We start from the raw sequence: 19565 nt of genomic DNA, 5'->3' as shown, positions 1-19565 counted from the left end.
GGAGCCGGCGGACTGCGCCTGGTGGGTTACGTGGTGGCATCGGTGGATGCCCCGGTAGCGGCCGGCTGGGAGGACGACGTGCTGGAGCGGCTGCGGGTGAAGCTGCCGAGCTACATGGTGCCGGCGGCGCTGATGCGACTGGATCAGTTGCCCACGACGGTCAACGGCAAGCTGGACGTACGTGCGCTGCCGCAAGCAGACGAACGGCGCGTCGATCACGTGCCGCCCACGACGCCCACCGAGATCCTCGTTGCCGAGATCTGGGGCGAGGTGCTGGACCGCTCGCAGATCGACGTGCGCGACAACTTCTTTGCGCTCGGCGGCCACTCGCTAATGGCTACGCGCGTCGCGGCCCGACTACTGGAACGACTTAATATCGAGGTTCCTCTGCAAGGCCTGTTCGAGGAACCGGAATTGATTGCGTTGGCTGCGGCGATCGATAGCGGCCGTTGGGGCCAGCCGGCATTGACGATCCCCCCCATTAAGCCGGCCAGTCGCGAAGACGGCATCGACAACGTCTTCGTGCAATCCCATGCCCAGCAACGCATGTGGTTTCTGCACCAATTGGATCCGACATCCACCGCATACAACGTACACTCGTTGTATGCGATCTCTGGCGAGCTCGACATGGAGGCGCTGCAGCGCAGCCTGAATGACCTGGTGGCCAGGCATGAGAGCTTGCGCACGACCTTCACCATGGAGCCTGGCAGTCGCCTGGTGCAGATCGTCGCCGCGACGGCCTCAGTGCGCATCGCGACGGCCAGCTTCGAGCTGTTGGCGCCCGAGGATGCCCGCGAGCGTGGCCAACAGATGATCCGCAACGACGCTAACCGTCCATTTGACCTTCAGCGCGGCCCGCTGCTGCGAGTCAGCGTGTTGCGATTCGCACCCGACTACCACGTGCTGATGATTGGCATGCATCACATCATCACTGATGCATGGTCGATGGACGTTTTTTTTGGGGAGTTGTCGAAGTTGTACGCCGGCCACCGCAGTGGCGTACCGGCACAGCTCGAGAATGTTTCCCTGCAGTACGCGGACTACGCGACCTGGCAGGACGAGTGGATGAACTTCGGCGTTCTGGAGGAATTGCTCTTCTACTGGCAGGAAAAGATGCGTGGTGCGCCGCCCGAGTTGCGCTTGATCACCGATCGCATCAGCAACCTTCGTCAGATCACCAAGAGCGATGAACTGGTGTTCCGCCTCGATAAAAATCTGACTGAGGCGGCGAAGCGTTTCGCCGATCAATCCGGGGCCACGTTGTTCATGGTGCTCCTGGCTGGCTTTAAGGCGCTGCTGTGTCGCTACTCTGATCAGGACGATATCGTCGTTGGTTCTCCGGTGGCCAACCGCAGCTCGAAGGAACTGGAATCACTGATTGGCTTCTTCGTCAATACATTGGTGCTTCGTACCGACCTGTCTGGCGACCCCTCCTTCAGCGAAATAGTTAATCGCGTCCGAGGCGTCACGCTTGGCGGTCTCGCCAATCAGCGACTTCCCCTGGAGCGACTGATCGAACGACTGGAGCCCGATCGTCGATGGACGCGGTCGCCGCTGTTTAGAGCAATGTTCGTGATGCAGAACGGACCCCAGCATAAGTTCGAGCTTGACGGATTGAAGACGGAGCCGTTGCGGATCGCACCGGTGGAGGCAAAGTTCGACCTTACCCTGGCCATCGGCGAAGGCGAGGACGGGCTGGAAGGATCCATCGTGTACAACGCCGACATTTTCGATCGCGCCACGATCGAGCAGATGAGCGATTGTTTCCGCTTGCTGCTGAAAGCGGCATTGGATCAACCGAAGGCTTCTCTTTCGGCCTTGCCCCTTCTCGAAGATGACGATCGCGAGATGCTGCGTTTGTGGGGGCAGGGCGAGCCGGTGCCGGAAGCAGTTACCGATGTTTGCACGCGATTCGAGATGCATGCACTGAGAGACCCGGATGCCATTGCCGTGGAGCAGGATGATCGCTCAATCGGCTACGGGGATCTGGATGCGTGGGCCCGACGTATCGCTCTTCGATTGCGTAAAAAGGGAATCGGCTCCGGCGACGTTGTCGCGCTGGCCCTGGATCGCTCGATCGAAACGGCTGCAGGCATGCTGGGCGTGCTCAAGGCCGGTGCCGCGTTCCTGCCGCTGGATGTGTCGCATCCAGCGGAGCGGCTCAACTTCATCATCGAAGATGCAAGCGTGCGGGCCGTGCTGGTTCACGGTTCCCTGGCCGAGGAACGCAGTTTCCCTGGTTGCGAGTGCATCGAAATCGATCAGTCGTCATGTGGCGCGCCTGAGACCGAACAGCCGGCACTTGGCGTGCCCGGGGACGATACACGCAGCGCCACTGACGCAGCGTATGTGCTCTACACCTCCGGGTCGACCGGCCACCCCAAGGGGGTGAAGATTTCCCGTGGCGCCCTGGCCAATCTGGTCAACTGGTATGGACGTGCGCTGGACATAGGTCCCTCGGCTCGTTGCTCGCAGGTGGCCGGTGCCATGTTCGATGCCAGCATGGTCGAGTGGTGGGGAGCCTTGGCACATGGTGCCCGCTTGCGGGTGGTTGATGACGTGACGCGCATGTCTCCTACCGCGCTAATACGCTGGATTGACGAGCACGCGATCACTCACGCGTTCGCTCCCACGCCGGTGGCCCAGGTGATGATGGCCGAATCGTGGCCGGAAGGCATCGCTTTGCGCGCATTGCTGGTGGGCGGCGATCGACTCGTCGCGGCACCGCCGGCAGGCTTGCCATTCGCCGTGTACAACGCATACGGCCCAACCGAAGCGACGGTGATTACCACGCTCAGCCGGGTCGATCCGGCCTCCGGCAACGGCTTGGCGCCGCACATCGGGAGGCCGATCCAGGGCGTCGAAGTGCGCGTGCTGGATGCTGCCGGCAGTCCGGTGCCCGTGGGTATCGTTGGCGAGCTTTACATAGGAGGCGTCGGCTTGGCCGACGGTTATGTCAATCGTCCGGAAATGACCCATGACGCCTTCATTGTCGATCCGGAAGATCCGCATGGCCGCAATCGTCTCTATCGTACAGGCGACCGCGTCCGCTTCCGGCGTGACCGCAACCTGGAATTCGTGGGGCGCCTGGACGACCAGGTCAAGATCCGTGGCTATCGCATCGAACTGGGCGAGATTCAATCGGTGCTGCAGGAACTGCCAGGCGTCAGCCAGGCTTGTGTCGTGGTGCGCGAAGACGTTCCAGGCGATCGACGGCTGGTCGGCTACGTCGTGCCGGATGAAACTGCAGAAGCCACGGGCCCGGATGAATGGATTTCGGGTCTACGCGGCCGCCTCCCGCAGTACATGGTTCCAGCCTCCGTGGTTTCTCTCGAACGGCTGCCTCTCAATCGGAATGGCAAGGTGGACGCGAAGGCGTTGCCTTCACCCACGGCCGAGCACTTCGGCTCTGAGAACGAAATCGTGCCGCCAAACGACTTCGTTGAAAAAGAGCTGGTTGCCATCTGGGAAGAGATCCTCAATTACTCGCCGGCCAGTCTCCACCACAATTTTTTCAAGTACGGCGGGCATTCGTTGAGCGCGCTTTCCCTCCGCTCGCTCATCGAATCCAGGCTGGGCGTAAGTATTGAGCTGTTCGAGTTGTTCGGGAATGGCACCATCCGGCATCTGGCCGATCACGTCCGGTCGATGCGCGGAGCGCATGGCCTGATCGTCGAGGAGCCGCTGCAACGCAAGGCTTCGGCTCTTTCGCGCGGGAACTGGTTGACGCGCTGGAGCGGCCGCCTGCTCCGGCGGTCTGCGCAACGTCGTTTGCCTTATCGCGTCGATCCTGCCGAACTCCTGAAGGAGCTGTCCCGTGAAGGCAACGGCAGGCCGGTTTTCCTCGTGCAAGCGGCGACCGGTGGCGTCCTGTGCTACGCGAGCCTGGTCAGCTCGATGAAGGGCGAGCGGCCGATTTATGGGCTCAATGCGCCGGGCGAAATCCTTGCGGAGCCGATCAGCGTGGAGAGCATGGCCGAACTCTACATTCAAGCCATTAAACGGGTTCAACCGGAAGGGCCCTATACGCTGGGCGGCTGGTCGCTCGGCGGCGTCACGGCCTATGAGATTGCGCGCAAGCTGTCAGAGGTGGGTGAATCGATCGAACTGGTCGCCATGCTTGACAGCTATCCCGCGGACGGACGGTTCGACTCGATCGAACTGGGTGAAAATGAGTTGCTCGACAAGTTCGTTCGTGAACTGCTGTCGTCTTCCGGCTTGAAGGTGTCGCACAACTCCATCATTAACGTTGAGCTGGACGAGGATGGTGACGCGCTCTCTCAGGCGATGGAGGTCGCCAAGTCGCTGGGTGTCCTGCCACAGGACTTCAGTCGCGAATCGTTCTCCGCGCATTTCGTTGCGTTCAAGAATATCTACCAGGCATGGCGCAGCTATCGACCGGGCGAGAGTTCGGTGCCCGTGTATCTCGTGGTAGCCGATGATTCCTTCGAGTCCCTGTCCATGAGCGGACGCAATCCGATTCAAAGTTGGTCGGCCTGCGCAGGCGGCGGAGTGAGCATGGAAGTGGCCGGCGGCGATCATTACAGCATGTTGAGATCCCCGGTATCAGAAAGGATTGCCACGCTGTTGCGCCGACAGATGGCCGGCGAGATGAAGCCTGCATCCACACCGGAATTCGCAGAGGACAGCGAAGCCGCCGAATACAACTGAAACTGCACCGGGTGTCGACGCGACACGGCCGGCTGGCCACTCCCCAGACCTGGAGCGTGGCCAGCCGATATGCGATGACCAGCGCAACGCCTTCCTTGAAGACCAGAATCAGAAGGGATCTTAGAACATGCTCTTCACCAACTTGTTTACCAAAACACGACGCCCCTGGTTATCTGACAGTTCCCAGCCATATCCGCCAAACATGCCCTTTTTCATTGATCCGACGGGCTGGCCAGAGGTCAAGCGCATCGAAGAAAACTGGACCATCATCCGCGATGAATTGCTTGAGGCGCTGGCGAAGGAAGACTCAGGCCTGGTGCCATACAAAGACCTGGCCAAGACTGACAAGAAGGCATCGTGGAGTACCGCCGGCCTGGTCTACTGGACGGTAAGGTCACCAGAAAACATCGCGCGCTTCCCCAAGACGTGGGCGCTCTTCAAAAACATTCCAAACGTTACAAGTTGTTCGATCCATCGCCTGAGCCCTCATTCGACGATCAAGCCGCACATCGGCGACACGGATGCCATGGCGCGCTTCCACGTCGGCCTCGTCATCCCGGCGGGACTGCCACGCTGCGGGTTTCGCTGCGGGACCGAGCGCAAGGAATGGGTGGAAGGCAAGGCGCTGTGCTTCAACGATGCCCAAGAACACACGGCCTGGAACAATACCGACGATGAGCGCTTCATCATCTCCTTCGATCTGATGTACCCCGAGTATTTCCACATGAGGCACTGGATCGGCGCACAAGTACTGGGAAAGATCAGCGTCGAAGTGTTGTACCAGCACAAGGCCTGGTTGAGACATTATTTCAATACGAATTGGGCGCGGAAGTCGCTGATCTGTTTTTTCAAGGCGGAAAGGTACGCGCAGCTGAAACTCTCATACTGGTATAACCTTGCTCAACAACGCTGGTCGTCGAGCCGGAGAGCGGGGGAACAATCGCATGCATGAAGCATTACGAAATTCTCGCTGGACGATCACCGCCAGTACGGATAAATACGAATGGATAGATATCGGCGAAACGCACGTGCTGAAGTTGTTCCGCGACCACATTTCCTCGGACGACGTGCGGCGCGAATCGCGGTCATCGTCCCTGGTCAATACGATCGGAATTCCTTCACCCAGCGTAGAGCCTGGTATCTACCGTGCGGACGATGGCCGCCAGGGCATCCTTTTCAAGCGCGCATCGGGTCGCCCGCTCTCGGAATTTTTTCGCGATCAGCCCTTGAGTATTTTCAAGCTTTCCAAAATCATTGCCGATGCTCATTTGCAAATCCATGCACATTCGGCAATACACGGGTTGCGCTCCCAGCGCGATTATCTGGCCGAGCGCATCGCGACGGCGAGCAGGCTGAGTCTTGGGACGCGCAAGAAACTGATGCGTGTATTGCAAGCCCTTCCCGAGGGCGACCAGGAACGTGTTTGCCATACCCATTTGTTTTCGAAAAACATCCTGATTTCGGGTGATTGCATCACCGTCAGCGATTGGGGCGCGGCGGCCAATGGAAATTTCCTGTGCGACGTAGCGAAAACCTGGCTGATGCTCTGTTACCCTCTTGATAACGAACCGCGTTTCAGCAAGGCCGTTGCCAGGTGGTATTGCAAGGCGCGGGCTCAGGTATACCTGCGTGCATACGCGGCGCGACATCCAATCGATTTTGTGGAGTTCAGGCGCTGGGTAATGATCAACATGGCGGCGACCCTGTTCGAACAGCCTCAGAAGTACGCGAAATCGATTCAGCGAAAGATTGAAGTGGATTTAAAAAAGCTGGCCTGAGTATTGGCCGAACCGTCAAAAGGATTTCAATCAACGGTGCCATCATGACCAATAATGCACTTCAGCCGTGGTTTTCCGACAAGGGCGAGCCGTTCCATGGCAATGAACCCTACTATTTCAATACCAATGAATTTCCCTGGGTTGCGCAGGTCGAGGCCCGCTGGGAGGAGATTCGTGACGAACTCCTGAAAAATCTGGAACAGGACGAGCGTATCCTCGAGCCTTATCTGAATAGAGAAATGGCGACGCGCGCCGAGAGTTGGCGAACACTTGGCCTGATGTTCTGGACCCTGAAATCGAAGGCCAATTGCCAGCGTTTTCCCGTGACGTGGTCGATCCTGAAAAACATCCCTGGCATAACTGCAGCGTCTTTCAACCTGCTTGAGCCAAATACCACCATCAAACCCCACTTCGGCAATACCAACGCGATTATCCGCTGCCACATGGGGTTGATCATTCCCGCCCAGGCTCCCCGATGCGCATTTCGCGTTGGCACCGAAACACGCAGCTGGGAGCCAGGAAAATTCCTCATGTTCTGCGATGCGCATCAGCATTCCGCATGGAATAATACTGACGGGCGTCGCTATATCATGGTCGTGGACGTGATGACTCCGAGGTTCGCGAAGTTGACCAAGGCCATTTCCAGCCGAGTGCTTGCCGACATATGCCAGGAGGCCATGTATCAGCGCCGGGCCTGGCTCAAGCGATATTTCGGGAGCGCGTTCGGTCAGACGCTCGTGTCGACGTTCTTGCGTACTTCCTTCAAGCTCTCCATGTACGCCCGCGGCGCCCTCGGCCGTTCGGCCGGCTGACCTTTCGGTATTCACAGGAGGGTCTCATGCCTGCCACACCGCTTACCACCGGACAACCGGCGGACATCGACACGATCGATCTGACCGATCCAACCTTGTTTAGTCGCGATCGCCACGAGTCCATTTTCGACCGCCTGCGGGACGAGGATCCCGTGCATTGGCAATCGCAGAGCGAGAGTGGTCCCTTCTGGAACATTACGCGCTACGAAGACGTAAAGAACGCCGATGTCGACCACCATCTTTTTTCTTCTCGCGACATTTCCATTGTCGAAGACATACCGGAGGGCTTCGACATCTCCATGTTCATGGCGATGGATCCTCCCAGGCACACGGTGTATCGAAACGCGCTGCACAAGCTGTTTTCGCCGGCGAACGTGACGGTGATGGAAAATGGCCTTCGAGCCCATACCATTGCGGTGCTCGATGCTTTGCCGACCGGAGAGCGTATCGACTGGGTCGAGCAAGTGTCGATCGAGATTACTTCCTACGTACTGGCCGGCCTGTTCAAGTTTCCAATCGAGCGTCGCAGGAAGTTGATCGAATGGTCAGATGCGGCGGTACTGGCAAATTCCCGTGAAAATGGTGCAAGCCTGACCTGGAATGCGCGCCAGAACAGATTGATGGAGTGCTTTCACGAGTTCTACGACTCGGTCCGGAGTCGTGATCCCAGCGACGACACCGACCTGGTCTCATTGTTCGCCAACCAGCACGGACACAAGCGCCTCAAGCCCAGCGAGTTCCTTGGCAACATCCTGTTGATGATCGTCGCCGGTAACGACACCACCCGCAATTCCATCACCGGTGGCGTGGTGGCGCTCAACCGCTTTCCGGATCAGTACGACTTGCTCAGGGACGATCCCGGTCTCGTGCTGCCGACGGCCATACCGGAGATGTTTCGCTGGCAGTCGCCGGTGGCCTACATGCGACGCACGGCAGCGTGTGACATCCGACTGCACGGACGGCACATCCGCGAGGGTGAGAAGGTGCTCCTCTGGTATGCGTCGGGCAATCGGGATCATCGGTTCTTCGAGAATCCGCACGCTTTCATCGCGGGGCGTCGCAATGCGACCAAGAGTCTTGCATTCGGGTGGGGAGTGCATCGATGTCCAGGACAACTCCTGGCCAGCATGCAGTTGCGAGTGCTGTGGGAGGAAGTCATGAAGCGTTTCGAGTGCGTCGAAGTGGTCGGCGAGCCGGATTACCTGCCGTCAACCTTCCTGAAAGGCTATTCAAAGTTGAACGTGGTGTTGCATCCCTGGCGTACCGGTACCCGGCGCCGCACCGGAAATGTGGAAAGCTCGATAAACGGATAAAAATATGGGGAACGGAATGTTCGGTTATTACCTTGACCTGGCTTTGCGCAGCTTGAAACGAAATGCGGGCCTGACTGTATTGATGGTGCTGAGCATCGGCGTGGGCGTCGCGTTGGCGATGACTACGTGGACGCTGGTGCACATGATGGGTCGCGACCCCATCCCGAATAAATCTGCGCGCTTGTTCATGCCGACGATTGACGCATGGGGGCCATCGGCAATGCTGAGGAACAACGAGCCGCCCAGCCTGATGGAGTATGGAACTGCGGTTGCGTTGATGCGTGATCACCGCGCGCGCTTCCAGTCGCCGACGTACTGGATTAATCCAACGATTATTCCCACGGAAGTCGGAAAGCATCCGTTCGTTGCATCCGGTTTTGCCGTATCCAGTGAACTGTTCTCGATGGTCGACGCGCCGTTCAAGTACGGAAGCGGTTGGAGCGATGCCGACGATGAGTCCAGGGCACAAGTGGCTGTGATCGGGGAAAATGTCAACGACGAAGTGTTCGGCGGAGGCAATAGCGTCGGCAAAAGCCTGACCATCGAGGGCCGCAGTTATCGCGTGATCGGCGTACTGAGCCGCTGGAATCCACAGCCGGTATATTTTAACGTGCCCGCGTTCGGCGGTTTTATGGTGCAGCCCATCGGGGTGATGTTGCCCTTCAATACCGCGATCCAGGCAGCTGTCCCACGCGACGGTGAGCGGCCCTGCCTGCATTCACCCGAACAGGGTTTCGATGGCTTGCTTCGTTCGAGCTGCCTATGGATAAGCTACATCGTAGAACTTGACAGCGCTCAGGCGGTCCAGGATTACAAGCAATACTTGCAGGGTTTTGCGCGCCAGAACTTTGCGTGGCCGCCGAACGTGCGGTTGCGCGACCTCATGTCATGGCTGGATTATCGACAAGTCGTGCCACCAGGCGTCCGTATTCTCCGGACGGTCGGGATCGGGCTGCTCATCGTGTGCCTGGTTAACACCATCGGCTTGATGCTGGCGAAGTTCCTGCGTCGAAGCGGCGAAATCGGCGTCCGCCGAGCACTCGGCGCCCCGCGTTCGGCGATCTATGCCCAGTTCCTGACCGAAGGGGCGTTGATCGGTGTGATAGGTGGCTTGCTCGGCCTTTCCCTGACGTGGTTAGGCATGTTGTGGTTGCGCTTGAGGTTCCCTGAAAACTGGTCGGTCCTGACGCAAATAGATCTGGGAATGTTGTCGTTGACGCTGGTCATCGGCATGTTCGCCACTTTACTGGCGGCGTTGTATCCCGCGTTCCGTGCTGCGCGCGTGCAACCTTCGTGGCAACTAAAAGCCAACTAGGGCGTATCCGCGCCATACATTCGTGTGGGAACACCATCTCGTCGAATCAAGGAATACAGGCATGAGGCTACATCCCATCTTGACGGCATTACGCAAGCACAAGGCCGGCGTAGTCCTGATCAGTTTGCAGATCGCATTGACCCTGGCGATTGTGTGCAACATCGGATTCATCATTGGCCAACACGTGGAGCGCATCCAGCGGCCGTCCGGCCTGGTTGAGGACAACCTGTTTTTGATCACCCAGCGGTACATTGCTGCGCCTCCCAGCGATGCCCCGGATTCCATCGCAAAGTTGGATGCGATGCAGTTGGCCGACCTGGCAACCCTTCGTCAGCTTCCGGACGTGCAATTCGCAACGCCGGTGACTTCCTTGCCGTTGCTGCGCAACCCCTGGGGCGGCAGTGTGACGGTAAGCCTCAACGAGCCGCGCAACACGACTTCCGTCAATACCTTCACCGGCGACGACCAGATACTGCAGACACTGGGCTTGCAGCTGATTGCCGGGCGCAATTTCACCGCGTCCGAGATTGGCCGCAGCGCGACCCAAGGAGAGGTTCAGCCGCCTGTAGCGATTGTGACCAAGGCACTGGCCGATAAATTGTTTCCCCAAGGCGATGCCCTCGGCAAGCCCATTTATATCAATGACAACCAGAGTCCGAGTGTGATCGTTGGCGTGGTCGCGCACATGATAATCGCCGATTCGGACGCCCCCGAATCAATAGCCTGGAATTCATTGCTGCTACCGATTCGCATGGACGTGGCAACAACGAGGTATGCGGTGCGCGCCCGGCCCGGCCGCATGCAGGAGGCCATCGACGAAGCACGCAAGGCGCTGTTCCAAGTCGAGCCGTTGCGGGTGATCGAACAGGGTGGGCGCTACAGCCTGGAAGGTATCCAATCGTTCGCGCACATTCGCAGTGTTAGCTACGCGAAGGACATTTTCATGACGCAGGTACTGATGACGATTTGCATGATCCTGCTGGTCGTTACGGGCGTGGGCATCACCGGCCTGACTAGTTTCTGGGTCAGCCAGCGGAACAAGCACATCGGCATCCGTCGTGCGCTGGGTGCGCGTCAGCTTGATATTCTGCGTTACTTCCAGATAGAGAATCTGCTGATTGTCGGTATAGGTTGCATCGTGGGCGTGGGACTGGCAATCAGTATCAATATCGGTCTCATGCATGCCTTCGAATTGGCGAGGATGCCCGTCTGGTACGTGATTATCGGCGTGCTGACGGTGCTCGCGCTAGGGCAGATTGCAGCGTTTGTGCCCGCGAAGCGCGCCTCGAAGGTGTCACCGCTGGTGGCCACGAGAAGCGTTTAATGCAGTGGATGCGGTCGATTTGGAATCTGGTAGTGTAAAAGCTCTACGGGGAGCGGCGTTGCATGTCGAGGCCGCTGATAGCACGTCTTTAGGGAAGTTGACGATTATGCTGGAGAATACAGACGGCGGTGTTTGCGGCTGGGGTGGCATCAGCGTCGAACTAGGGCGAAGAAGGGCCGTCCAGTCGATCCCGGATGCCGCGGAAAAGTTCCGGAAGTGCAAACTCCCGATGTCGGCGGGAATGCTCGGATACGAGTACTTCTACGAAAGTAAGCTTGCTCCCGAAGAGTCCATTTCTCGAGCTATCGCACGTACCCTCGACACAACCGGCGTGTCGGAACGCGACGTGCAAATGCTGATCGTGGCGTCCGCGGACGTGGACTTCCTGACGGACCGGCAACTGCTGCCTCGTTTACTGCAGCGCCACGGGTTGTCGTTGACGCTCCCGTTGACCATCACCTCGCAGGAATGCACCGGTCTGCTGTCGGCCATTCACCTGGCCCTCGGCTACATTCAGGGCAAGTCGTTCAGTAACATTTTGGTCGTATCTTACGATCGTGCGCGTGACGACGACCAGCGAATTCAGACGTTCGGCATCGTCAGCGACGCCGTGGTGGCGTGCCTGGTTTCTTCCAACGGCGACGTGGATTTCCTGGTCAAGGGATTTTCCCACGTGTCCGATCTGCGCGGCATGCAGCGCGATGACGATCTGGCAACTAGAACGTCTCTGGCTACCGCGGGTACCGATGAAGTTTTCGCGGGCAGCGGCACCAGCTTGGCGCGCGTGAAGAAGGTCTTCGGAACGAACTTTTTCAAGCCCCTCATCAAGTACAACGCGACGGCGCTGGGGTTGGTCGAGCATCAGCTGTACGCGGAGCATGCACCGGAGTTCGGTCACTGCCTGTGCGCGGATCCGTTGCTCAATCTTGGCGCGTACTTTGATTCGGAACAGGACTGGGATCGAGGTGATTTATTTCTGCTCCAGGCCTACGCCCCCGGGTTTCTGGCGTCGATGCTGGTCGAGCGCGTGACGCCGCGCAGTAATCTGCCGGCGGTCAGTATCAAGACTGAATTGATGGCGTAAGTGATCGAGCGAGCGGCAGGCCGCTCGGTGCTGAAAAGTTGCGGTGGGGACTCCGGATGCGCGGAATCCAAACTGAGGGGAAAACGCATCAGCCGTGGCTTTTTGCCAATCGGCGAGGCGTGCGATAGCAACAGGGCGTCAAGGGGAGATATGGATGATCACATTGAGGGCGGCAGCGTGAACTTCGAACAGTTGTTTACCCGGGCTGACAAGTTCGCCAGCGCGCTGGTTTCCGCCAAGCTCGCTGGTGGCGGTGACTGCGCCGTTACCTTTGATGAGCTCGTCGGGCAGGTCGGGCAATTGGCAGACAAACTGGCCTCCGCAGGACTTATCGCGGGCATGCAGATCGGACTGCAGGCGCCGAACTGCTACGAATACCTGCTTTGGGACCTGGCGGCGGTCAAGGTGGGCGCGGTGATCCATGCGGTTCCTGAGGATCTGCAATCGGACATGCTTGCCGCAATTGCTCGGAAGCAGAGCATCGCTCTATGGGTTTGCGAGAAGCCGGAGCACATTCCGGAGATATCAAACAAGGTAAGTCTTGCCGACACGCTTACTGAAGAAAGCTTTCCAGTCGACCGTAATGCGGTTCCGGTGACGGATGGCGATTTGCATTCGCGCGTCTATTCGTCCGGAAGCTCGGGTTACCTGAAGGGCTTGAACATCAGCCGTCGCGGAACCGAGCTGCTGGTTTCCGACTTCATTTCAGCCTTCGATCTGAAAGAGGCCGATTCCCATCTGATTTTCCTGCCTTTGTCCAATTACCAGCAGCGCCTGTCGGTCTACGGATGCCTGTGGAGCGGCACTTCGTTCAAGGTCGCCCGCCACACCACCGTATTCCAGGATATTGGCCGGTACAAGCCGAGCTTCATCATTGCACCGCCCGCCATCTACGAGAACGTGTACAACCTCTACGGGCGAGCTGCTGACGCCAAGGAGAAGCTGGCGGCATTCCTGGGCGGAAATATCCGCTTCATGATTACCGGCATGGCGCCGATCCGTTTCGATGTCCTGAAGGCCTTCAATGATCTCGGATTCCCACTGCTCGAGGCCTACGGGGTGACCGAAACCGGTGTAATCGCGTGGAACACCAGGCAGAACCAGCGTGTCGGCACCGTGGGCAAGCCCATTCACCCCGGGCACGTGCACCTCACTGACGATTCGGAAGTCATCATCAGGCGGCCTTTTCCGCTGTCGAAGGGCTATTTCGACAGCACCGAAAGCGACAGCGCCAATACGTTCCTCAACGACGGCTCGATCGCAACGGGCGACATCGGCGCGCTCGACGCGGACGGCTATCTCACGCTCAATGGTCGCAAGAAGGAAATTATCGTCACCAGCAGCGGCGCAAAGTTCCATCCAGAGGAACTTGAACGGTCGCTTTCCTCCCTGGGCGGTGTCAATCATTGCATCGTGCTGATGTCGAAAAGCGACGGGCGCCTGGTAGCAGTGCTGTTCGTGGCGGCGCAGGGCGATTCCGGAGTCGCTTCATCAATCGAAAGCGGCGTTCAAGCGGTCAATGCCTCATTGCCGGACTACAAGAAGATCCATCGGTGGGTGCTTACCGATGCCGTGCCCTCTATCGATAACGGCATGCTGACCCGGAACCTCAAGTACGACCGCAAGGGCACCTATCGTCACTTCCAGGTTGAAATCGAACGGCAAAAGGGGCGTCACCGATGAACACCGGCACGTCGCGGGTGGAACTTTTGACTCTCGATTCCTTGGTGAGGCAAGTGGTGGTTGATTTGCCGCCCGACCAGATTATTTCGGGTAGCAGTCGCTTCATCGAGGACATCGGCATGGAGTCGGTCAACCGGTTGATGCTCATGAACTTGATAGAGCAGGAATTTGAGATAAGCCTGGAAGATCACATGCCGACCCTCATCGAGCTTCATACGGTACAGGAGCTGGCCGACTTCATTCGGTTGCAGCTGGAGAAATAGGATGGCCATTCGTCCGCCACTCGTCATCGACGGCCACTGCCACCTGGCTTCGAGCCGGTGCATTCCGCGTGGCTTCTTCCTTGGCGTGGCGACGAATATTGCCAGGAAGATGAGCGCCCAAGGCATGCCGGCTGACATAGAGAAAGTGGCTCGAATGTTGATCCTGCAGTACGACGATCACTTCGCCGACAAGCTCGTGGAGAAGATGGACGACGCAGGAATCGACAGGACGATCCTGCTGGCTCCGGATTTTACCTACGTGTTCGAATCAGAGTTCACGATGGAGGATCTCGCGCGTCAACACGCGCAAGTCAGGGATCGGCATCCCGGACGGTTCCACATTTTTTTCGGCGTGGATCCTCGATGGGGGCAGGCTGGCTACGATTTCTTCGAGAGAGTGGTCTCCGAGCATGGATTCGAAGGCTTGAAGGTGTACCCGCCTTGCGGCTTCTCGCCCAGCGACGAGCTTTTGTTCCCGCTCTATGAAATATGTTCGGAACGCGGACTTCCGGTTCTTCTGCACACAGGACCTACCACTCCAACTCTGCGCTTTGATACGGCCCATCCATCGCTGATCGATGTTGCGGCGAAGAAGTTCCCGAATGTGAACTTCATACTCGCCCACGGCGGGGTAAATTTTGTTGAAGAAGCCAAGCTCATGTGCAGCTATCGCCCCAACGTTTACCTGGATATTTCTGCGTTTCCGGCAGTCATGGCCGCCGGCGGATGGCAGGCCCACTTGGCAGATCTGTTTGCGCAGAAAATCAATCACAAGATCATTTTCGGCAGCGACTGGCCGGTGTTCTCCATGAAAGATGATTTGAAGGCGATGATCTCGGGACTTCTCGAAGAGGATGGTCCGATGAGCAAGTTATCGCATGCCGACGTGGCCAGAATCATGGCCGGAAACGTTCAATCATTGCTGCCCACGATCAGCGGGCCCAACTCGCAAGAAGATAGTGCGAAGGAAATGCGTGAACCGAATCCGGGTGGTCACCGTCCTTGGACGGCGGTTGAGTAGGGTCCGTCGTACTGTACGGCTTGGATTCTGCAGCAAACACGATAGTGCTCCAGTGGGTCTGCCGTTGGCAATCGTGACAACGTATAAAAGGGGAGGGGCTTTGTTGGATACGCAGCTTATTGAGAATTGCTTGGAAGTCGCGCGTTCGCGGCTTCCATAGACGATGTCTCCGGACAACGGTCAAATGGCAGGACGGCCATTCTCTATCCAAAGTACGGCAATTCTTCGTTTCACCGCGGCCCAGGCCATTGACTGGGTGGTCGCTCGATGTTTTGTCTGACCGTAGCTTGGCAAAGGCACATGATCCCAATGGGATTCGCTTTCCGAGATAGGCGCGTGTCCAGGGCCTAGGCATGAGCAGCGGCCTAGCGCAGCGAGTCACAATCGGAGGACTTGATGAAAAGAATGGAAATTAACTCTCCAGATGCGCCAAAGAACACCCGGGCCATCAAGACGATGTCAAACGGCTATGTGGTCAAGCTGTTGCCGCTCGGCGAATTGCGCCCGCATGAAGAGCATGATCACGATTCCGCTCTTCAGTTGTCGAGATTGATGGCAATGGACGGCTACGTGTCTCGACCTGTAGTGGTGGAGGAACGCACGTTAACCTTGCTGGACGGCCATCATCGAGTCGCGGCGCTGACCATTCTCGGCTGCAAGTTCGTGCCGAGCGTACTGCTTAGCTATGAGGACCCGCGGGTTTATCTCGATGGGTGGCGATCAGATGTCGCCGTTGATCGGGACATGGTTCTAGCTGCCGCATCGCGTGGCTATCTGCTGCCAAAGAAGACCACAAGGCATCAGCTAAGCCCTGACTTGGATCAGATAAAAGTCGAACTTGCCCTCTTGAATTCGGATTAATGACATGGAAATTGAGTGGATTGAACAGGCGCAGGATGTTCAACGGGTCAAGGGAAGCATTCTGCGTCTATTCAACGAAAGTACGTTGGAAGAAGGGATGATCGGCTACGCTGAGCCTTTGACTGCCGACGAGTCGGCTGAGCTAGTGGATGGCATCCAACGGTCTGTTGCGTGCGGAAATGGCAGGTTGCTCTTGATCACCGATACCGAGGGACCGTGCGGGATTGCGATCATGGAAACGAACGCGGCACACAATTCTCGTCACGTCGCCACGGTGAAGCGCGGTTACATATCGCCTCGCGCTCGAGGAGGCGGGTTACTGGCCCGCGCCTTGATCGCAATCGTCGAGAAGGCAAGATCATTGAATGTGGAACAGCTGGCACTGGATACGAGGGAAGGTTCCCGGGCACACCAAATCTGGAGTCACCTGGGGTTCCAGACGTGGGGAGTGATGCCCGATTACTCTCGGTACAACGGGGTAGCCTATCGTGGTTGCTACATGAGCCAATCCGTAGATGCATTGGCGGCGCAGGTGACGCGAAAGACCAAGGGGGAGTCAAATGCTTGAGAAATCCGCATTCCGGGCCAAGCTTGAAGAGACGTTGCATCATCACATCAGCAAGAAGCATCCGCTATTTCCGATTCTGATGAATGGCGAAAAACCTGATATCGAGCTGCTGCGAAAAGTGGCGATCGAGGGGTATCAGATCACGAAATATTTCTTGGACTACATTGAACATTTGTTCTTTTACTGCCCGAAAGACCTTCCTAGGCACAAGCGGCGTTTGTTATTCAACCTCTTCGAAGAAGAAACCGGACGGCTATCCAAATCGGCCAACCACGTGGAGCTCATGGAGCGTTTTTTGAAGGCTCTGGGAGTAAGCGATGCGGAGCGCGACGCCGCCACGCCGTTGCCGACCACCTCGGCACTGATTGATTACCGTCTTGCGGCCGTCAAAGACCCGGCCCGATACCACATCGGCGCAGCTGCAGTGATGATTGCCAGTGAAGGGCAGAATCTGGAATCGACTGCCATTGAGGCGCGCCACTCAATTCTCGGCAAGGTGTACGGTCTTGCTGAGAAGGACTTGCTGTTTTTTTCAGTCCACGCAAAAGAAGACATTGCTCACGTGCAGCAAGGATTGGACATGGTGGCTGATTTGTGTGTGGACCAGCAGATGCAGGAAGAGGCCTTGTTTGCTGTTGACCATACTTCGAACCTCTTCTATCAGATGTACGAAGGCATGTATCAGGCGTTCTGTATCAATCGCCCACTGGTGGCTTGTTAGCGCTCTCGCGAGCGTCCTGTCGACAGGCCCTTGAGACTGCCTTACGGGTTGCTCCGCTCTTATCCACGGTTATGGAGTCCCACGCAATGGACGATGAACACATGGATGCTCAACTGCAGGGAATTGCCAGCTTGATTGGCCATACACCCATGCTGAGCGTAACCGGAGGATTGGTCCCCCCCGGCAAAGAGCTAATACTCAAACTAGAAGGTTTTAACCCTTCGCTGAGTGTTAAGGATCGGACCGCCCTCGGGTTGGTTCTAGAGGGCTTCAGGAGTGGTCACCTGCGAAAGGGTGGAACTCTCATCGAGTCTACTTCCGGCAATCTTGGGAAGGCTCTCGCGATGCTCGGTGCGTCGTTAAAGTTCAAGGTCGTTGTAGTAGTAGATCCAAAGATCTCAAAGGCTACAGCCACCATGTACTCCGCGCTTGGCGCTGAAATGATCGTAGTTGATCGCGCCGACGAGGCGGGTGGCTTCCAGAAGAATCGCATCAAGGCTGTCAAGGAATACCTGGAGCAGCATCCGGATGCGTACTGGCCCAATCAATATGACAACGAAAGCAATCCACTATTCCACTACAACACGACCGCCGTAGAGATACTCCGCTCGGAAAGGAAGTTTGATGCGCTTGTAGGTGCGGTCAGCACGGGGGGGCATCTTTCCGGTATCGCTCGGCGCATCAAGAAAGAACGGCCAAGCATCACCATAGTCGCATGTGATTCAGTGGGGTCGGCAGTCTTCAAGAACTCGTTCGCCCCATATTTAATAAATGGCATTGGCTTGGGGTGGCGGTCGGCCAACCTGGACTTTGAAGTGATGGATCGTTACTGCCTTGTTTCCGACCAGCAGGCCATCTCTACATGCCTATCCCTGGCAAGGAGCGAAGGTCTTCTGATAGGCGGATCCGGTGGTGCCGTGGTCTTCACGGCACTTAACCACCTGTATAAAAGCCAAGATAAATCAACCCTGGCACTCATCCCGGACTCTGGCATCAACTACCTCGATCAAATATTCGACGAGAAGTGGCGCGAGAAAAATTCAGTACATGTTTTAGGGGAGTCGCAGCTGCTTGACGAGCTGCGGCAAAGTGCTGCAACAGAATGCGTTCCAGTAGGCGCGGAGGAAAACGAGTGCGTAAATACATTACAGAAGGTATAGGATTGCCCCAGTGGTCCTCGCCAATCAGCCACGCAGTAGTGGTCAATGATATCTGCTACGTGAGCGGTCAGCTGGCCATAGACAGTGCCGGCAACTATGTGTCGGGATCAGTGACGGACGAGGCTCTGCAAGCATTCTCCAATCTCTTCAGTGCGATATCTGCCGCGGGCTTTCACAAAAACGATCTTGCCTTCATCGATGTTGCACTCATAGACATTGCGGATATTGATCAGCTGAACTCGGTTTATCGGCATTTGTTCGTCGACGGCCGGCGCCCCGCCAGAACCGTTTGCCAGGCAGCCGCATTGCCTTTTGGGGGGAAGGTCAAGATATGTGGCGTCGCCATCAGAGATAGGTCACCCAGTGGCAATGATGACTAGTGCCCAATTAGGGAAGGGCCCATTAAATGAAGTGTGTGACTCATGGACCACGACGTTTAAATAGGTGTCCTGATACGAAACGGGTAGCCACTTGGATGGTGGGTTCTCTGCCCTAAACAGGCAATGAGAACTCAATGAACAGGCGTACCGCATAGCAGATCAGGTGCTCCGCGAGAGTGAGACCGGCCAGTGCCGGTCAAGGTTCTGCCGATTGAAGGATCTGGCAGCTGAGAACTGTAATGATCCGGCGGTCGCTGCACAGGTCAACCACATCTTTCAGGTGACTCGGAAAAACTGAGGACGCTTCACCAATGGCAAGTCATCCAGAGCCATTTCGCGCATCAGGTTGAACTCATCGATCAGCCGATCACCACGCGACAGCCAGATACACCTACAACTTGTCGAACTCCCGTTTCAGGTCGTAACCCTTGTCGGTCACGATGCGCTCGAGCGTCCTCACACGTTGATCCAGGGCGTCGATGCGCGCCTGGTATTGCGGGTCTTCGCGCGGCTGGATTTGTTTATAACGCAGGTGATCTCGGAAAATGCGAGCGGCGAGGGCAATGATAATGATACTAAGTACGAAGATTTGACCCTGTTCCATCGTAGAC

General features: G+C 57.2%; 17 protein-coding genes. 16 read left to right on the top strand and 1 reads right to left on the bottom strand.

The annotated features are described in order from the left end of the window. Positions 1-78 precede the first annotated feature (78 nt). From ISP15_RS16765 to ISP15_RS16690, 16 genes are all read left to right on the top strand, one after another. On the top strand, positions 79-4671 hold the full coding sequence (locus tag ISP15_RS16765; protein ID WP_404548933.1) for a non-ribosomal peptide synthetase: 4593 nt from the start codon (positions 79-81) through the stop codon (positions 4669-4671). Between the two features lie 127 nt (positions 4672-4798). Further along, the gene (locus ISP15_RS16760; protein WP_404548932.1) at positions 4799-5623 is read left to right on the top strand and encodes an aspartyl/asparaginyl beta-hydroxylase domain-containing protein; all 825 of its coding nucleotides are present in this window, start codon (positions 4799-4801) and stop codon (positions 5621-5623) included. Then, a complete protein-coding gene (locus tag ISP15_RS16755) occupies positions 5616-6449 on the top strand; it encodes a phosphotransferase (RefSeq protein WP_404548930.1) in 834 nt (277 codons plus the stop codon). Before ISP15_RS16760 ends, ISP15_RS16755 begins: the two co-directional genes overlap by 8 nt. A gap of 44 nt (positions 6450-6493) precedes the next feature. Next, positions 6494-7261, top strand: a complete 768-nt coding sequence (locus tag ISP15_RS16750; protein WP_404548929.1) for an aspartyl/asparaginyl beta-hydroxylase domain-containing protein — start codon at positions 6494-6496, stop codon at positions 7259-7261. 26 nt (positions 7262-7287) lie between these two features. After that, complete coding sequence (locus tag ISP15_RS16745; protein WP_404548927.1) at positions 7288-8574, top strand: cytochrome P450; 1287 nt, start codon at positions 7288-7290, stop codon at positions 8572-8574. 16 nt (positions 8575-8590) lie between these two features. Further along, a complete protein-coding gene (locus ISP15_RS16740) occupies positions 8591-9889 on the top strand; it encodes an ABC transporter permease (RefSeq protein ID WP_404548926.1) in 1299 nt (432 codons plus the stop codon). 61 nt (positions 9890-9950) lie between these two features. Next, positions 9951-11213 carry an ABC transporter permease gene (locus ISP15_RS16735; protein ID WP_404548925.1) on the top strand — a complete coding sequence of 421 codons (1263 nt, stop codon included), beginning with the start codon at positions 9951-9953 and terminating at the stop codon, positions 11211-11213. A 4-nt stretch (positions 11214-11217) separates the two neighbouring features. After that, positions 11218-12297, top strand: a complete 1080-nt coding sequence (locus ISP15_RS16730) for a beta-ketoacyl-[acyl-carrier-protein] synthase family protein (RefSeq protein WP_404548923.1) — start codon at positions 11218-11220, stop codon at positions 12295-12297. Continuing rightward, positions 12298-13980, top strand: coding sequence for an AMP-binding protein (locus tag ISP15_RS16725; RefSeq protein ID WP_404548922.1), 1683 nt, complete (start codon positions 12298-12300; stop codon positions 13978-13980). It begins immediately after the preceding gene. Continuing rightward, on the top strand, positions 13977-14243 hold the full coding sequence (locus ISP15_RS16720) for an acyl carrier protein (protein WP_404548920.1): 267 nt from the start codon (positions 13977-13979) through the stop codon (positions 14241-14243). The genes ISP15_RS16725 and ISP15_RS16720 overlap by 4 nt, the downstream gene beginning before the upstream one ends. 1 nt (position 14244) lies before the next feature. Beyond that, on the top strand, positions 14245-15264 hold the full coding sequence (locus ISP15_RS16715; protein ID WP_404548919.1) for an amidohydrolase family protein: 1020 nt from the start codon (positions 14245-14247) through the stop codon (positions 15262-15264). Positions 15265-15660: 396 nt separating this feature from the next. Beyond that, entirely contained in the window at positions 15661-16125 is a 465-nt protein-coding gene (locus tag ISP15_RS16710; RefSeq protein WP_404548917.1) for a ParB N-terminal domain-containing protein, read from the top strand. A 4-nt stretch (positions 16126-16129) separates the two neighbouring features. Then, entirely contained in the window at positions 16130-16693 is a 564-nt protein-coding gene (locus tag ISP15_RS16705; RefSeq protein ID WP_404548916.1) for a GNAT family N-acetyltransferase, read from the top strand. Beyond that, a complete protein-coding gene (locus ISP15_RS16700; protein ID WP_404548915.1) occupies positions 16686-17414 on the top strand; it encodes a TenA family transcriptional regulator in 729 nt (242 codons plus the stop codon). The genes ISP15_RS16705 and ISP15_RS16700 overlap by 8 nt, the downstream gene beginning before the upstream one ends. Before the next feature lie 86 nt (positions 17415-17500). Next, a complete protein-coding gene (locus ISP15_RS16695; RefSeq protein ID WP_404548914.1) occupies positions 17501-18574 on the top strand; it encodes a PLP-dependent cysteine synthase family protein in 1074 nt (357 codons plus the stop codon). Then, positions 18517-18954 carry a RidA family protein gene (locus ISP15_RS16690; protein ID WP_404548913.1) on the top strand — a complete coding sequence of 146 codons (438 nt, stop codon included), beginning with the start codon at positions 18517-18519 and terminating at the stop codon, positions 18952-18954. The genes ISP15_RS16695 and ISP15_RS16690 overlap by 58 nt, the downstream gene beginning before the upstream one ends. Before the next feature lie 391 nt (positions 18955-19345). On the opposite strand, the gene ISP15_RS16685 is transcribed toward ISP15_RS16690, so the two are convergent. Beyond that, the gene (locus ISP15_RS16685) at positions 19346-19558 is read right to left on the bottom strand and encodes a hypothetical protein (protein WP_404548912.1); all 213 of its coding nucleotides are present in this window, start codon (positions 19556-19558) and stop codon (positions 19346-19348) included. Between the last annotated feature and the right edge of the window lie 7 nt (positions 19559-19565).

Origin of the sequence: Dyella jejuensis (genome assembly GCF_044904675.1) — a bacterium.
Taxonomy (GTDB): domain Bacteria; phylum Pseudomonadota; class Gammaproteobacteria; order Xanthomonadales; family Rhodanobacteraceae; genus Dyella_B; species Dyella_B jejuensis.
Note: the sequence above shows the minus strand (reverse complement) of the source record. Positions and strands in the feature narration are given on the sequence as shown.

Excerpts from the sequence above, each read along its gene's own strand:
- ISP15_RS16760 (WP_404548932.1), top strand. The coding sequence starts at position 4,799 with ATGCTCTTCACCAACTTGTTTACCAAAACACGACGCCCCTGGTTATCT.
- ISP15_RS16755 (WP_404548930.1), top strand. The coding sequence starts at position 5,616 with ATGCATGAAGCATTACGAAATTCTCGCTGGACGATCACCGCCAGTACG.
- ISP15_RS16750 (WP_404548929.1), top strand. The coding sequence starts at position 6,494 with ATGACCAATAATGCACTTCAGCCGTGGTTTTCCGACAAGGGCGAGCCG.
- ISP15_RS16745 (WP_404548927.1), top strand. The coding sequence starts at position 7,288 with ATGCCTGCCACACCGCTTACCACCGGACAACCGGCGGACATCGACACG.
- ISP15_RS16740 (WP_404548926.1), top strand. The coding sequence starts at position 8,591 with ATGTTCGGTTATTACCTTGACCTGGCTTTGCGCAGCTTGAAACGAAAT.
- ISP15_RS16735 (WP_404548925.1), top strand. The coding sequence starts at position 9,951 with ATGAGGCTACATCCCATCTTGACGGCATTACGCAAGCACAAGGCCGGC.
- ISP15_RS16720 (WP_404548920.1), top strand. The coding sequence starts at position 13,977 with ATGAACACCGGCACGTCGCGGGTGGAACTTTTGACTCTCGATTCCTTG.
- ISP15_RS16715 (WP_404548919.1), top strand. The coding sequence starts at position 14,245 with ATGGCCATTCGTCCGCCACTCGTCATCGACGGCCACTGCCACCTGGCT.
- ISP15_RS16710 (WP_404548917.1), top strand. The coding sequence starts at position 15,661 with ATGAAAAGAATGGAAATTAACTCTCCAGATGCGCCAAAGAACACCCGG.
- ISP15_RS16705 (WP_404548916.1), top strand. The coding sequence starts at position 16,130 with ATGGAAATTGAGTGGATTGAACAGGCGCAGGATGTTCAACGGGTCAAG.
- ISP15_RS16700 (WP_404548915.1), top strand. The coding sequence starts at position 16,686 with ATGCTTGAGAAATCCGCATTCCGGGCCAAGCTTGAAGAGACGTTGCAT.
- ISP15_RS16695 (WP_404548914.1), top strand. The coding sequence starts at position 17,501 with ATGGACGATGAACACATGGATGCTCAACTGCAGGGAATTGCCAGCTTG.
- ISP15_RS16690 (WP_404548913.1), top strand. The coding sequence starts at position 18,517 with ATGCGTTCCAGTAGGCGCGGAGGAAAACGAGTGCGTAAATACATTACA.
- ISP15_RS16685 (WP_404548912.1), bottom strand. The coding sequence starts at position 19,558 with ATGGAACAGGGTCAAATCTTCGTACTTAGTATCATTATCATTGCCCTC.